Source organism: Bartonella sp. ML70XJBT.G (assembly GCF_028618575.1).
In the GTDB taxonomy this organism is placed as follows: Bacteria; Pseudomonadota; Alphaproteobacteria; order Rhizobiales; family Rhizobiaceae; genus Bartonella.
In genome coordinates this window covers 34625-47618 of record NZ_JAQITA010000017.1, presented here as the reverse complement: position 1 = coordinate 47618, position 12994 = coordinate 34625, and the positions used below count along the sequence as shown (strand labels likewise).

At 42.4% G+C, this 12994-nt stretch carries 26 protein-coding genes; all 26 read left to right on the top strand.

The window, feature by feature from the left end; genetic code table 11:
- The coding region (locus PVV64_RS08260; protein ID WP_208436598.1) for an elongation factor Tu at positions 1-119 on the top strand (119 nt) is incomplete at its 5' end.
- Between the two features lie 65 nt (positions 120-184).
- Positions 185-493: a 30S ribosomal protein S10 gene (rpsJ, locus tag PVV64_RS08255; protein WP_004855744.1), complete on the top strand. Its 309-nt coding sequence runs from the start codon at positions 185-187 to the stop codon at positions 491-493.
- A gap of 27 nt (positions 494-520) precedes the next feature.
- A complete protein-coding gene (gene rplC, locus PVV64_RS08250) occupies positions 521-1261 on the top strand; it encodes a 50S ribosomal protein L3 (protein WP_273760569.1) in 741 nt (246 codons plus the stop codon).
- Positions 1261-1881 carry a 50S ribosomal protein L4 gene (gene rplD, locus PVV64_RS08245; RefSeq protein WP_273760568.1) on the top strand — a complete coding sequence of 207 codons (621 nt, stop codon included), beginning with the start codon at positions 1261-1263 and terminating at the stop codon, positions 1879-1881. The genes rplC and rplD overlap by 1 nt, the downstream gene beginning before the upstream one ends.
- On the top strand, positions 1878-2171 hold the full coding sequence (locus PVV64_RS08240) for a 50S ribosomal protein L23 (protein ID WP_273760567.1): 294 nt from the start codon (positions 1878-1880) through the stop codon (positions 2169-2171). Before rplD ends, PVV64_RS08240 begins: the two co-directional genes overlap by 4 nt.
- Before the next feature lie 21 nt (positions 2172-2192).
- Positions 2193-3026, top strand: a complete 834-nt coding sequence (rplB, locus tag PVV64_RS08235) for a 50S ribosomal protein L2 (protein WP_273760566.1) — start codon at positions 2193-2195, stop codon at positions 3024-3026.
- Between the two features lie 15 nt (positions 3027-3041).
- Positions 3042-3320, top strand: coding sequence for a 30S ribosomal protein S19 (rpsS, locus tag PVV64_RS08230; RefSeq protein WP_004855734.1), 279 nt, complete (start codon positions 3042-3044; stop codon positions 3318-3320).
- A gap of 3 nt (positions 3321-3323) precedes the next feature.
- A complete protein-coding gene (gene rplV / locus PVV64_RS08225; RefSeq protein ID WP_273760565.1) occupies positions 3324-3713 on the top strand; it encodes a 50S ribosomal protein L22 in 390 nt (129 codons plus the stop codon).
- Positions 3713-4423, top strand: coding sequence for a 30S ribosomal protein S3 (gene rpsC, locus PVV64_RS08220; RefSeq protein ID WP_208441847.1), 711 nt, complete (start codon positions 3713-3715; stop codon positions 4421-4423). The genes rplV and rpsC overlap by 1 nt, the downstream gene beginning before the upstream one ends.
- A gap of 36 nt (positions 4424-4459) precedes the next feature.
- Positions 4460-4873 carry a 50S ribosomal protein L16 gene (gene rplP, locus PVV64_RS08215; protein WP_273760564.1) on the top strand — a complete coding sequence of 138 codons (414 nt, stop codon included), beginning with the start codon at positions 4460-4462 and terminating at the stop codon, positions 4871-4873.
- Positions 4874-4885: 12 nt separating this feature from the next.
- Positions 4886-5086 (top strand): 50S ribosomal protein L29, encoded by a 201-nt coding sequence (rpmC, locus tag PVV64_RS08210; RefSeq protein WP_010705113.1) that lies wholly within the window; start codon positions 4886-4888, stop codon positions 5084-5086.
- An 11-nt stretch (positions 5087-5097) separates the two neighbouring features.
- Positions 5098-5337 carry a 30S ribosomal protein S17 gene (rpsQ, locus tag PVV64_RS08205; RefSeq protein WP_273760563.1) on the top strand — a complete coding sequence of 80 codons (240 nt, stop codon included), beginning with the start codon at positions 5098-5100 and terminating at the stop codon, positions 5335-5337.
- A gap of 145 nt (positions 5338-5482) precedes the next feature.
- On the top strand, positions 5483-5851 hold the full coding sequence (gene rplN / locus PVV64_RS08200; RefSeq protein WP_004859184.1) for a 50S ribosomal protein L14: 369 nt from the start codon (positions 5483-5485) through the stop codon (positions 5849-5851).
- A 12-nt stretch (positions 5852-5863) separates the two neighbouring features.
- Positions 5864-6178, top strand: a complete 315-nt coding sequence (gene rplX, locus PVV64_RS08195) for a 50S ribosomal protein L24 (protein ID WP_273760562.1) — start codon at positions 5864-5866, stop codon at positions 6176-6178.
- Entirely contained in the window at positions 6171-6728 is a 558-nt protein-coding gene (gene rplE / locus PVV64_RS08190; RefSeq protein ID WP_273760561.1) for a 50S ribosomal protein L5, read from the top strand. Before rplX ends, rplE begins: the two co-directional genes overlap by 8 nt.
- A 24-nt stretch (positions 6729-6752) precedes the next feature.
- Positions 6753-7058 (top strand): 30S ribosomal protein S14, encoded by a 306-nt coding sequence (rpsN, locus tag PVV64_RS08185; RefSeq protein ID WP_273720861.1) that lies wholly within the window; start codon positions 6753-6755, stop codon positions 7056-7058.
- Between the two features lie 14 nt (positions 7059-7072).
- Positions 7073-7471, top strand: coding sequence for a 30S ribosomal protein S8 (rpsH, locus tag PVV64_RS08180; RefSeq protein WP_273760560.1), 399 nt, complete (start codon positions 7073-7075; stop codon positions 7469-7471).
- Positions 7472-7510: 39 nt separating this feature from the next.
- Positions 7511-8044 carry a 50S ribosomal protein L6 gene (gene rplF / locus PVV64_RS08175; protein WP_273760559.1) on the top strand — a complete coding sequence of 178 codons (534 nt, stop codon included), beginning with the start codon at positions 7511-7513 and terminating at the stop codon, positions 8042-8044.
- A gap of 12 nt (positions 8045-8056) precedes the next feature.
- Positions 8057-8419 carry a 50S ribosomal protein L18 gene (rplR, locus tag PVV64_RS08170; protein WP_273760558.1) on the top strand — a complete coding sequence of 121 codons (363 nt, stop codon included), beginning with the start codon at positions 8057-8059 and terminating at the stop codon, positions 8417-8419.
- 114 nt (positions 8420-8533) lie between these two features.
- Positions 8534-9082, top strand: a complete 549-nt coding sequence (gene rpsE / locus PVV64_RS08165; RefSeq protein WP_273756814.1) for a 30S ribosomal protein S5 — start codon at positions 8534-8536, stop codon at positions 9080-9082.
- A gap of 32 nt (positions 9083-9114) precedes the next feature.
- The gene (rpmD, locus tag PVV64_RS08160) at positions 9115-9321 is read left to right on the top strand and encodes a 50S ribosomal protein L30 (RefSeq protein ID WP_208441836.1); all 207 of its coding nucleotides are present in this window, start codon (positions 9115-9117) and stop codon (positions 9319-9321) included.
- A gap of 20 nt (positions 9322-9341) precedes the next feature.
- Complete coding sequence (gene rplO / locus PVV64_RS08155; RefSeq protein WP_273760557.1) at positions 9342-9809, top strand: 50S ribosomal protein L15; 468 nt, start codon at positions 9342-9344, stop codon at positions 9807-9809.
- Between the two features lie 158 nt (positions 9810-9967).
- Positions 9968-11314: a preprotein translocase subunit SecY gene (secY, locus tag PVV64_RS08150; protein WP_273760556.1), complete on the top strand. Its 1347-nt coding sequence runs from the start codon at positions 9968-9970 to the stop codon at positions 11312-11314.
- Complete coding sequence (locus PVV64_RS08145) at positions 11311-11889, top strand: adenylate kinase (protein WP_273760555.1); 579 nt, start codon at positions 11311-11313, stop codon at positions 11887-11889. Before secY ends, PVV64_RS08145 begins: the two co-directional genes overlap by 4 nt.
- 181 nt (positions 11890-12070) lie before the next feature.
- On the top strand, positions 12071-12439 hold the full coding sequence (gene rpsM / locus PVV64_RS08140; RefSeq protein WP_273760554.1) for a 30S ribosomal protein S13: 369 nt from the start codon (positions 12071-12073) through the stop codon (positions 12437-12439).
- A gap of 118 nt (positions 12440-12557) precedes the next feature.
- Positions 12558-12947, top strand: coding sequence for a 30S ribosomal protein S11 (gene rpsK / locus PVV64_RS08135; RefSeq protein WP_005865097.1), 390 nt, complete (start codon positions 12558-12560; stop codon positions 12945-12947).
- The last annotated feature ends 47 nt before the right edge of the window (positions 12948-12994 follow it).

Genomic DNA, 12994 nt, shown 5'->3' with positions numbered 1-12994 from the left:
ATGTTGCGATGGATGTTTCATTGATTGTGCCTATTGCCATGGAAGAGAAACTTCGCTTTGCTATTCGTGAAGGTGGTCGTACTGTTGGTGCCGGTATCGTTTCTAAGATCATTGAGTAAGGATTGGTTATTGAAAAACGCCTTTATTGTTAAAGGCGTTTTGCGTGACAGGGAAATAAAAGAGCATGAACAGTCAAAATATCCGCATTCGCTTGAAAGCATTTGATCACAGAATTCTTGATGCATCGACACGTGAGATTGTGTCGACTGCTAAGCGTACTGGTGCGAATGTCCGTGGTCCTATTCCGCTTCCAACGCGGATTGAGAAGTTTACGGTCAATCGTGGACCGCACATCGATAAGAAGAGTCGTGAGCAATTTGAAATGCGTACACATAAGCGTCTTCTTGATATTGTTGATCCAACACCGCAAACAGTAGATGCTCTTATGAAGCTCGATCTTTCTGCTGGTGTGGATGTAGAGATTAAGCTCTGAGGTTTGAGGACAGAAGGAACAGACCCGATGCGTTCAGGTGTAATAGCACAGAAGCTGGGCATGACCCGTATTTATAATGAAGCTGGTGAACATGTGCCGGTAACGGTGCTTCGTTTGGAGAATTGTCAAGTCGTGGCTCAGCGTACAATTGAGAAGAATGGTTATACTGCTGTTCAATTAGGTGTAGGCTTTGCCAAGGTAAAAAATACTTCGCGGGCTCTTCGTGGGCATTTTGCTAAGGCTTCTGTTGAGCCTAAAGCTAAAATAGCAGAATTTCGTGTGAGCCCCGATAATCTTCTTGAGGTCGGCACTGAAATTACCGTGGAACATTTTGTTCCAGGACAAAGAGTTGATGTGACAGGTACGAGTATTGGTAAAGGCTTTGCCGGTGTTATGAAACGTCATAATTTTGGTGGGCATCGTGCTTCGCATGGTAACTCAATTACGCATCGTGCGCATGGTTCAACAGGACAGTGTCAAGATCCTGGTAAAGTGTTTAAAGGTAAAAAAATGGCTGGCCATATGGGGCAGGTCCGTGTAACAACGCAGAATATAGAGGTTGTTTCTACAGATATTGAGCGTGGCTTGATTTTAGTGCGCGGTGCTGTTTCTGGCTGTAAAGGTGCTTGGATTTTGGTTCGAGATGCTGTAAAGAAACCTCTTCCTGATAATGTGCCAAAGCCTGCTGGTATTCGTCGTCTTGCGAAGGAGAAAACGGAAATGGTTACTCCGGTGGTGGAAACCTCTGAAGTTGAGGGAGCCGAATAATGGATCTTGTAATGAAAACCCTTGATGGGGATGAAGCTGGTAAGTTAAAAGTTTCTGAGGCTATTTTTGGTCTTGTTCCACGGGAAGATATTTTACAGCGCGTTGTTCGTTGGCAGTTGGCGCGTCGCCAACAGGGGACACATCAAGCACAAGGGCGCTCTGATGTGTCACGAACAGGGGCAAAGATGTTTAAACAAAAAGGAACTGGACGTGCTCGACACTCGTCGGCTCGTGCGCCGCAGTTTCGTGGTGGTGGTAAAGCGCATGGTCCGGTGGTTCGTAGTCATGCGCATGATCTTCCTAAAAAAATTCGTGCGCTTGGATTGCGACTTGCTCTCTCAGCAAAATTAAAAGCAAAAGATTTAATTGTTGTTGATGAGATGAGTGTTAAAGATGCTAAAACCAAGATGCTTATTTCTCGTTTTTCCAAGCTTGGGTTAGATAATGCCCTTTTAATTGGCGGCAAAGAGATTGATATTCAATTTTCTCGGGCAGCATCTAATATTCCTAATATTGATATTTTACCAATTCAGGGAATTAATGTTTACGATATTTTGCGTCGCAGCAAACTTGTTTTATCAAAAGCAGCTGTCGAGGCTCTTGAGGAGCGTTTTAAATGACAGATCTTCGCCATTATGATATAATTGTTAGTCCAGTTATTACTGAAAAGTCGACTATGATTTCTGAATATAATCAAGTTGCTTTTAATGTTGCGCCGAAAGCGACAAAGTCTGAAATTAAAGCTGCTGTGGAAGCACTTTTTAACGTAAAAGTGAAAGCAGTTAACACGATAGTCCGTAAGGGCAAAGTGAAGCGTTTTAAAGGCATTGTTGGTCGGCAGAGTGATGTCAAAAAAGCGATCGTGACACTGACTGCTGGTCAGTCTATCGACGTTTCGACAGGTCTTTAAAGAGGCTCGGAGATAAAGATAATGGCACTTAAGCAGTTTAATCCTACTACGCCCGGGCAGCGTCAACTTGTTATTGTAGATCGTTCTTGTCTTTATAAGGGTAAGGCTGTAAAGACGCTGACCGAAGGTTTATCGTCAAAAGGTGGTCGTAATAACCGTGGTCGTGTTACAGCTCGTTTTCAGGGTGGTGGTCATAAGCGTAGCTATCGGTTTGTTGATTTTAAGCGTCTTAAACGCGATATTTCTGCTAAAGTTGAGCGTTTAGAGTATGATCCAAATCGCACGGCTTTTATTGCACTTATTCGCTATGAAGATGGACAATTAAGTTATATCCTTGCACCACAGCGTCTTGGTGTTGGTGATTCTATTATTGCTGGTTCGAATGTTGATGTTAAGCCCGGTAATGCTATGCCGCTTGGTAATATGCCAGTGGGAACAATTATTCATAATGTTGAGATGAAGCCTGGAAAAGGTGGTCAGATCGCGCGTTCGGCAGGAACTTATGCGCAGCTTGTTGGGCGAGACCAAGGAATGGCTATTCTTCGTCTTAATTCTGGAGAGCAGCGTTTGGTATCTAGCAGTTGTTTTGCGACCGTTGGTGCTGTTTCTAATCCCGATCATGGGAATATTAATGATGGCAAGGCAGGTCGGTCACGTTGGCGTGGTAAACGTCCACATGTTCGTGGTGTTGCTATGAACCCCGTTGATCATCCGCATGGTGGTGGTGAAGGACGTACATCAGGGGGGCGTCATCCGGTGTCTCCTTGGGGTAAGCCTACAAAGGGTAAGCGTACGCGCTCCAATAAGTCCACCGATAAGTTTATTATGCGTACGCGTCATCAGCGCAAGAAATGAGAAAGGTAGTCTGAAGTGGTTCGTTCAGTTTGGAAAGGTCCGTTTGTTGACGGCTATCTTCTTGGAAAAGCAGAGAAGGTTCGTGCGAGTGGACGCAATGAAGTTATTAAAATATGGAGTCGTCGCTCTACTATTTTACCACAATTTGTTGGTTTGACTTTTGGTGTTTACAACGGCAATAAGCATATTCCTGTTTCTGTTTCTGAAGAGATGGTTGGGCATAAGTTTGGTGAATTCGCTCCCACCCGGACTTATTATGGGCATGGTGCAGATAAGAAAGCGAAGAGGAAATAGGTGATGGGAAAAGCTAAAGTTCCGCGCCAGCTTAAAGAAAATGAAGCGAAAGCTGTCGCTCGGACAATTCGTGTTAGTCCGCAAAAACTTAATTTGGTTGCTGCGATGATTCGTGGTAAGAGAGTTAATGTGGCACTTGCTGATTTGACGTTTTCACGTAAACGTATTGCTGGAACTGTGAAAAAAACTCTTGAATCAGCTATTGCAAATGCAGAAAATAACCATGATCTTGATATTGATTCGCTCATTGTTGCAGAAGCCTATGTCGGTAAGTCGATAGTGATGAAGCGTTTTCATGTTCGCGGTCGGGGGCGTGCTAGTCGGATTGAACGTCCGTTTTCGCATCTTACTATTATTGTTCGTGAAGTTACCGAAAAAGTGGAGGCTGCATAATGGGTCAGAAGATCAATCCAATAGGACTTCGTCTTGGAGTTAATCGGACTTGGGATTCCCGTTGGTATGCTGATAGTGGTGAATATGGTCGTCTTCTCCATGAGGATTTAAAAATCCGTTTATATGTGTTGGAAGAGTTGAAGCAAGCGGCTATTTCTAAAGTTGTTATTGAGCGTCCCCATAAGAAATGTCGTGTAACGATTCATTCGGCCCGTCCTGGTCTCATTATTGGTAAAAAAGGTGCTGATATCGAAAAGCTTCGTCGTAAGCTTTCAGAAATGACAAATGCTGAGACTTCATTAAATATTGTGGAGATTCGTAAACCAGAAACTGATGCTACAATTATTGCGCAATCAATTGCTCAGCAGTTAGAACGTCGTGTTGCTTTTCGGCGTGCCATGAAACGTGCGGTTCAGTCAGCTATGCGTCTTGGAGCAGAAGGGATTCGTATCAATTGTTCGGGTCGTCTTGGTGGTGCTGAAATTGCTCGTATGGAATGGTATCGTGAGGGGCGTGTTCCACTTCATACCTTGCGTTCTGATGTTGATTACGGTACAGCAGAAGCTAAGACTGCTTATGGTATTTGTGGTGTTAAAGTTTGGGTCTTTAAGGGTGAGATTCTTGAGCATGATCCAATGGCTTCGGAGCGTCGTGCTACGGAGGCTGATCACTCTGGTTCTTCATCGAATCGTCGCCGCGAAAATGCTTAGTTTTTGTGATTGAACTAGAATTTGGAGTAGAGAGCAATGTTGCAGCCAAAGCGCACAAAGTTCCGTAAGCAGTTCAAGGGCCGTATTCACGGTGTTTCGAAGGGTGGTACGGATTTGAATTTCGGTGCTTACGGTCTGAAGGCTGTTGAGCCAGAGCGGATTACTGCGCGCCAAATTGAAGCGGCGCGTCGTGCGATTACACGTTATATGAAGCGTTCTGGTCGTGTGTGGATTCGTATTTTTCCGGATCTTCCAGTTACGTCTAAGCCTACAGAAGTTCGTATGGGTAAGGGTAAGGGAAGTGTAGATTATTGGGCTGTGCGTGTTGCGCCGGGGCGTATCATGTTTGAGCTTGATGGGATTCCTGAAGATGTGGCACGTGAAGCACTGAGACTTGGTGCTGCAAAGTTGCCTATAAAGACGCGTTTCATCCAGCGTATTGCTGAATAAAGAGGTTAAGCGATGAGAGCCACAGAACTACGGGCGCAAACGCTCGACCAAATGAAAGATGAATTGGCTAAGTTAAAGAAAGAGCAGTTTAATTTGCGCTTTCAAAAGGCTACAGGTCAATTGGAAAAGACTGCACGTGTTAGGCAGGTTCGCCGTGATATTGCGCGTGTTAAAACTTTTCTTCGTCAGAAGATAAACGAAAGTAAGGTTTAAGGAAATTAGAGATGCCTAAACGCATTTTGCAGGGTGTTGTCGTTAGTGACAAAAGTGATAAGACTGTGGTCGTGAAAGTGGAGCGTCGTTACTCTCATCCACTTCTTAAAAAGACCGTTCGGCAGTCTAAAAAATATAAGGCGCATGACGAGAACAACCAGTTTAAGATTGGGGATCAAATTTCGATTCAGGAATCTAGACCAATTTCGAAAGATAAACGTTGGATTGTTGTTAAAGGCAATGTAGCGTAGTGAGTTGAGTTCATTGTTTTAAAGTTAACAGTGGTTTGGTTTCCATTGGTGGATTTAAGGCAATAACTTTATCGTTATTTGGCAGGCAAATCCGGATGTGTTAAAAACACGACCGGATATAAATGTTAAGAGAAGGTGGCCAGTCATGATTCAGATGCAAACAAACCTCGACGTTGCCGACAATTCCGGTGCTCGTCGTGTCATGTGCATCAAGGTGTTAGGCGGTTCAAAGCGGAAATATGCTTCGGTCGGTGACATTATTGTTGTTTCGGTCAAGGATGCTATTCCTCGTGGCCGTGTTAAAAAAGGTGATGTGATGAAAGCTGTGGTGGTTCGCACTGCTAAGGATATTCGTCGCGCAGACGGTAGTGTTATTCGTTTTGATGGTAATGCTGCTGTTTTAGTGGATAATAAAAAAGAGCCGATCGGTACACGTATCTTTGGACCAGTTCCCCGCGAACTTCGTGGTAGGAATCATATGAAGATCATCTCGCTCGCTCCTGAAGTGTTATAAGGAGTGAATATTATGCAAAAGATTCGAAAAGGTGATAAAGTTGTTGTTTTATCCGGTAAGGATAAAGGATGTAGTGGTGAAGTCATTAAGGTGAATCCTAAGGACAATAAAGCTTTTGTGCGTGGTGTTAATATGATTAAACGTCACCAACGTCAGACACAAAAGCAAGAGGCAGGAATTATTTCTAAAGAAGCTCCGATTCATCTATCTAATTTGGCAATTGCTGATCCTAAGGATGGTAAGCCTACACGTGTAGGTTTTCGTATGAATGCAGATGGTAATAAGGTTCGTTTTGCCAAGCGTTCGGGAGAGTTGATTAATGGCTGAAGAAAAACAAACACCGCGCATGAAGACTCATTATTTTGAAGTGGTTCGTAAAGCGCTTCAAGAGAAGTTTCATTACAAAAATGCGATGCAAATTCCGCGGGTTGATAAAATTGTAATTAATATGGGGATTGGTGAGGCTACTGCTGATTCCAAGAAACCATCTCTTGCTGCTGAGGATTTAGGGCTCATAACCGGTCAAAAGGCTGTTGTTACTCGTGCGCGTAATTCTATTGCAACCTTTAAGGTTCGTGAAGGAATGCCACTTGGGGCTAAAGTCACATTGCGTAAAGATCGTATGTTTGAGTTTTTAGATCGTCTTGTTACGATCGCGCTTCCGCGGGTTCGTGACTTTCGTGGTTTAAACCCAAAAAGCTTTGATGGCCGTGGTAATTTTGCTATGGGTATTAAAGAGCACATTGTGTTTCCAGAAATCAACTATGATAAAGTTGATCAAATTTGGGGCATGGATATTATCGTTTGTACGACAGCGAAAACGGATGATGAGGCACGTGAATTGTTGCGTGCTTTTAATTTTCCTTTTCGTTCGTAACGGCAAATGTAGCGAGGTAAGATTATGGCCAAAGTAAGTGCCGTTGAGAAAAATAAACGTCGTGAGGTGATGGTAAAGCGTTATGCTGCACGTCGTGCGCGTTTGAAAGCAATTGTTATGGATCAGAAGATTTCTCTTGAAGAGCGTTTTAAGGCTTCTGTTCAATTGGCAGGATTGCCACGTAATTCTGCAAAAGTTCGTGTTCGTAATCGCTGTGAGGTTTCGGGGCGTCCGCGAGCTTATTATCGTAAATTAAAAATGTCGCGGATTGCATTGCGGGAACTTGGTTCTATCGGGCATATTCCCGGCATTGTTAAATCTAGTTGGTAAGAGGAGATTGTTCTATGTCTATGTCGGATCCTCTTGGTGATATGTTAACGCGCATTCGTAATGCGCTTGGTCGTAAAAAGGGCAAAGTGGTTACGCCTGCTTCCAAACTTCGTGCGCGTGTTCTCGATGTTCTCCAGTCGGAAGGCTATATTCGCGGGTATAATCAGATCGACTCAGGTGATGGAAAGTCTGAAATTGAAATCGAATTAAAATATTTTGAAGGCTTGGCAGCTATTCGTGAGATTTCACGTGTTTCAAAACCTGGTCGTCGTGTATATGTTTCTGCTAAATCACTTCCTCAAGTGGCAAATGGTCTTGGTATTTCTATTTTATCAACTCCTAAAGGGGTAATGGCCGATCATGAGGCACGTGAGCAGAATGTCGGTGGAGAGCTCCTTTGTCGTGTTTTCTAAGTTATGTCCAAGAAAACAGAAAAAAAGTAGGTTAGAACAATGTCTCGTATTGGAAAAAAGCCCATTTCAATTCCTTCTGGAGTTACCGCAACTGTTGAAGGACAGCTAGTTAAAGCAAAAGGTCCGAAAGGTGAACTGAGTTACGTCGTGAATGATGAAGTCTTAGTAACACTTGAGGATAATGTTATATCGGTTTCCCCACGGGATCAATCAAAGGATGCGCGTTCTAAATGGGGGATGTCTCGTTCAATGATTGAGAATATTTTTTGTGGCGTGAAGGATGGTTTTGAAAAGAGATTGGAAATCAATGGTGTTGGTTATCGTGCTGCTTTGCAGGGTAAGGATGTTCAATTATCACTAGGCTTTTCACATGATGTGGTTTATAAAGTACCGTCAGGTGTGACTGTAACGGTTCCTAAGCCTACAGAAATTGTTATTTCTGGAATTGATAAACAGCAAGTTGGACAAGTTGCAGCTGAAATTCGTGAATATCGTAGACCTGAGCCTTATAAAGGTAAAGGTGTTAAGCATGCAGATGAGCGTATCTTCCGCAAAGAAGGTAAAAAGAAGTAAGGATTTTGTATTATGGCGTCATCTAAGGATATTATCCAGCGTCGTGCTCAGCGTGTTCGTCGTAGAATTAAAATGGTTTCTAGCGATCGTCCACGGCTTAGTGTTTACCGTTCAAATCAGAATATCTATGCTCAAATTATCGATGATTTGCGTGGGTGTACGCTTGTTTCGGCATCTACCCTTGATAATGATTTAAAGAAATCATTGAAAAGTGGTGCTGATAAAGAAGCAGCTTTTGCTGTTGGTAAGTTAATTGCTGAACGAGCAAAGAAAGCTGGTGTTCATGAGGTGGTTTTTGATCGTGGAGCTTATGTTTACCATGGTAGAGTAAAAGCTTTGGCTGAGGCAGCACGTGAGGGTGGTTTAAGCTTTTAAAGTGTTTTGTTTGAAGGTTATGGTAAGAAAGTTTTAGGGTGTTTCGTGTGAGTTCCTCTCGTTTTGTGATGGAACTTTGTTAGCGTGCTTCCGGAAAAGAAAAAGGAATGAGGAATGGCACAGAAAGAACGTGGTGAGCGCGATGAACGTGAGAATGAATTTGTCGATAGACTTGTTCATATCAATCGTGTTGCTAAAGTTGTAAAGGGTGGTCGGCGTTTTGGTTTTGCTGCTCTTGTTGTTGTTGGAGATCAGAAAGGGCGTGTAGGCTTTGGTCATGGTAAAGCACGTGAAGTGCCAGAAGCTGTTCGGAAAGCTACAGAAGCTGCAAAGCGGGGAATGATTTATGTCCCACTTCGCTCTGGGCGTACATTGCATCATGATCTTGAAGGTCGTCATGGAGCTGGTCGTGTTTTGTTACGTTCTGCTTCTGCTGGTACGGGTATTATTGCTGGTGGACCAATGCGTGCGATTTTTGAAACTCTTGGTATGCAGGATGTGGTGGCAAAGTCATTGGGATCATCTAATCCTTATAATATGGTTCGTGCAACGTTTGATGCGTTAAAACGTCAGATGCATCCTAGGGATATAGCAGCTCAACGTGGTATTAAATATTCGACTTTGCAAGCGCGTCGTCGGCATTTAGTTGATGCAGAAGGATAGTTTTCTGAGATTGTCAGAAAAGGAATTAGGAAATGGTTCAGAAAAAATCTCAGAGTGGTAAAACTGTGACGGTAGAACAAATTGGAAGTCCAATTCGGAATTCACAGATTCAGCGTGCAACCTTGAAAGGGCTTGGATTAAATAAAATGCGGAGACGTCGCGTTTTAGAAGATACCCTTTGTGTACGGGGTATGATCGCTAAGGTTCGTCATCTTGTTCGTATTGTAGATGAAGGTTAAAGATTGCGGGAGTATGAAATATGAAACTCAATGAACTACGTGATCGTGAAGGCGCAACAAGAAATCGTAAACGTGTTGGCCGTGGTATTGGTTCTGGTATCGGTAAAACTGGTGGTCGTGGTGTAAAAGGACAAAGATCACGTTCTGGTGTTTCGCTTAATGGTTTTGAAGGTGGGCAGATGCCTATTTATCGCCGCTTACCAAAGCGTGGATTTAGAAACTTTTTTTCTAAAACGTATAATGAAGTTTCGCTGGGACGTATTCAGTTGGCAGTTGATGCGGGTAAGTTGAATACTGAAAAGCCTATTGATATTATTGCTCTGAAAGAGGCTGGTATTATTCGTCGTGTGAAGGATGGAGTGCGTCTTCTTTCTGGTGGTGAATTAAAAGCGAAGATTGTCGTTCACGTTTCTGGTGCTTCTAAAGCTGCTTGTGTTAAAGTTGAAAAAGTAGGTGGTCAGGTTGTTTTTCCTGAGCCAGTCCATTAATTTGGGGATATAAATGATAATTCTATGGGGGGATTCATTTAAGGAAATCTTCGGTGGAGGATTATTTAGGTTTTGCATTTATTTGTGTATAACGATGTGAATTTTTAGAATTATGCTTCTGTGATTTTAAGAACTGGAGTGTGGACTGGAGACTTTTTATGGCATCAGCAGCAGAGCAATTTGCTTCCAATATGAACTTTGGTACTTTTTCACGTGCAACCGAATTGAAAAGGCGCATTTGGTTTACTCTATCTGCGCTTCTTGTTTATCGCTTTGGTACTTATATCTCTCTTCCTGGTATTAATATTGATGCTTTGCGCCAGACATTTGAACATCATGCCTCTGGTGTTTTGGGATTATTTAATATGTTTGCTGGGGGGGCTGTCGGGCGTATGGCAATTTTTGCCTTAGGAATCATGCCTTATATATCAGCATCAATTATTGTGCAGTTGCTTACCTCAGTTATTCCTTCTTTGGAGACTCTAAAAAAAGAGGGTGAAGTAGGTCGTAAGGTTATTAATCAGTATACTCGATACGTAACAGTTATATTGGCGATTCTACAAGCGTTTGGTATCGCAGTTGCACTTGAAACTGGTATAGGGTCAGGGTTGCAGATTGTTGTAGAACCTGGGCTGATGTTCCGTATTTCTTCCGTTATTACCCTTGTTGGTGGGACGATGTTTCTCATGTGGCTTGGTGAGCAAATTACGTCACGTGGTGTGGGGAATGGGGTCTCACTCATTATTTTTACAGGTATTGTGGCTAATCTCCCTTCCACTTTTGCTCAACTTTTAACTGCTCATAGTCAAGCTGATTTATCAACTTTTTTGTTAATAGGAATCGTGCTTATTGCGATTTGTGTGATAGCTGTTATTGTTTTTATAGAGCGTGCGCAGCGAAGAATTCTTATTCAATATCCAAAACGTCAAGTTGGTAATCAGATTTTTCAAGGCGATATGTCACATCTTCCTTTAAAGTTGAATACTGCAGGTGTTATTCCACCTATTTTCGCTTCGTCTTTGTTATTATTGCCTGCAACGATCAATAACTTTTCTGACAAAATGCCACAATGGATGCAGACTGTTTCTTATTCTCTTAGCCATGGACAGCCACTTTATATGATTGTTTATGCACTTTTGATGGCGTTTTTTTGCTTTTTTTATACGGCTATTGTGTTTAATCCAAGTGATACGGCAGATCAGTTGAAAAAACATTCTGGTTTTATTCCAGGAATTCGTCCTGGAGAACGTACGGCTGAATATATTGATTATGTTTTAACACGTATTACTGTTGTGGGGGCAATTTATATTATTTTAGTTTGTTTGCTCCCTGAATTTATGATATCCACTCTACAGGTTCCTTTCTATCTTGGCGGAACTTCTTTGTTGATTGTTGTTACTGTTACGCTTGACACGGTTGCTCAAATTCAGGGACATCTCATTGCGCACCAATATGAAGGGTTGATTAAAAAGTCAAAACTTCGTGGAGGAAAAAAGAATCGATGAGAGTTATTCTTTTAGGTCCTCCTGGAGCTGGCAAAGGTACACAAGCTAAAATGCTGACTGAAACGTATAATATCCCTCAATTATCGACGGGTGATATGTTGCGTGAGGTTATTTCTAAAGAGACAGAAATTGGTAAAAAAGCTAAAGCGGTCATGAGCTCTGGTGCTTTGGTGTCTGATGCTATTGTTAATCAAATTGTCTCGGAACGAATTGATGAAAGTGATTGTGTAAACGGTTTTGTTTTGGACGGGTATCCACGGACTGTAGGGCAGGCAGAAGCATTGCAACAGATTTTGCAATCAAAAAATATGCAACTTGATGCTGTTATCGAACTGCGTGTTGATGAAGATGCGTTGATTGAGCGAATGAAAAGACGCGTTGAAGAAACAATAGCTGCCGGTGGGCTGGTTCGTTCAGATGATAATCCTGTTGCTTTTGCAAAGCGATTAGTAGAGTATCGTGAAAAAACAACTCCTCTTTCGAAATTTTATTTAGAAAAGGGATTGTTGAAAGTGGTTGATGGAATGGTGGATATCGCCAAGGTATCATGTATCATTAGAGGTTTTCTACAATAAAGAGTTTTTTATGAGAAATAAATGAAAAGTGTTGACTTTTTTAGTGAAATCTATCAAAAACAATATTAATTTATTTCAAATAAAATAACGGGATTCGGGGTATATTTATGCCGGATCTTTTTTCTATAAGGTACTTCGAGTATTTTATGATTAATTGTTAACATAATTAAGGAGAGTAGGCGTGGCTCGTATTGCTGGCGTCAATATCCCGACAAATAAGCGTGTCATTATTGCGCTTCAGTATATCCACGGGATTGGACCAAAATTTGCTCAAGAAATTACTAAAAAGGTTGGTATTCCTGTCGGGCGTCGTGTGCATGAGCTTTCGGATGCAGAAGTGTTGCAAATTCGTGAGGCAATAGATCAGGGCTATCAGGTTGAAGGTGATCTTCGCCGTGAGGTTGCTATGAATGTTAAACGTTTGATGGACCTTGGTTGTTACCGTGGTTTGCGTCATCGTCGTTCTTTGCCTGTTCGTGGGCAACGTACACATACAAATGCGCGTACGCGTAAAGGTCCGGCTAAGGCAATTGCTGGTAAGAAAAAGTAGCTTTCTTTTTTAAGAGTTTACTTTTTTATATTCTGTTTCTTGTTGAGTTTTTTAACAAGAGCGAGGTGGGTGGAGCTGCTGGTGTTACGGCAGTGAAGAGATCATTGAAAGGAAGACTATGGCCAAAGAAGCCACGCGTGTTCGTCGCCGCGAACGCAAAAATATATCATCAGGTGTTGTGCATATCAATTCAACATTTAACAATACAATGATTACCATTACGGATGCTCAAGGAAATACAATCGCTTGGTCATCTGCTGGGGCTCAAGGGTTTAAGGGTTCGCGAAAATCTACGCCTTTTGCTGCTCAGGTTGCCGCAGAAGATTGTGCTAGAAAAGCCCAAGAACATGGTATGCGTTCGTTGGAAGTTGAGGTTTGTGGTCCTGGGTCAGGTCGTGAATCTGCTTTACGTGCGTTGCAGTCTGTTGGTTTTGTCATTACATCCATTCGTGATGTAACACCAATTCCTCATAATGGATGTCGTCCGCGAAAAAGACGGCGCGTTTAATTGGGTGTTGTTTTTTGTTGTCAGAGGCTTCTCTGATGTTCACATTG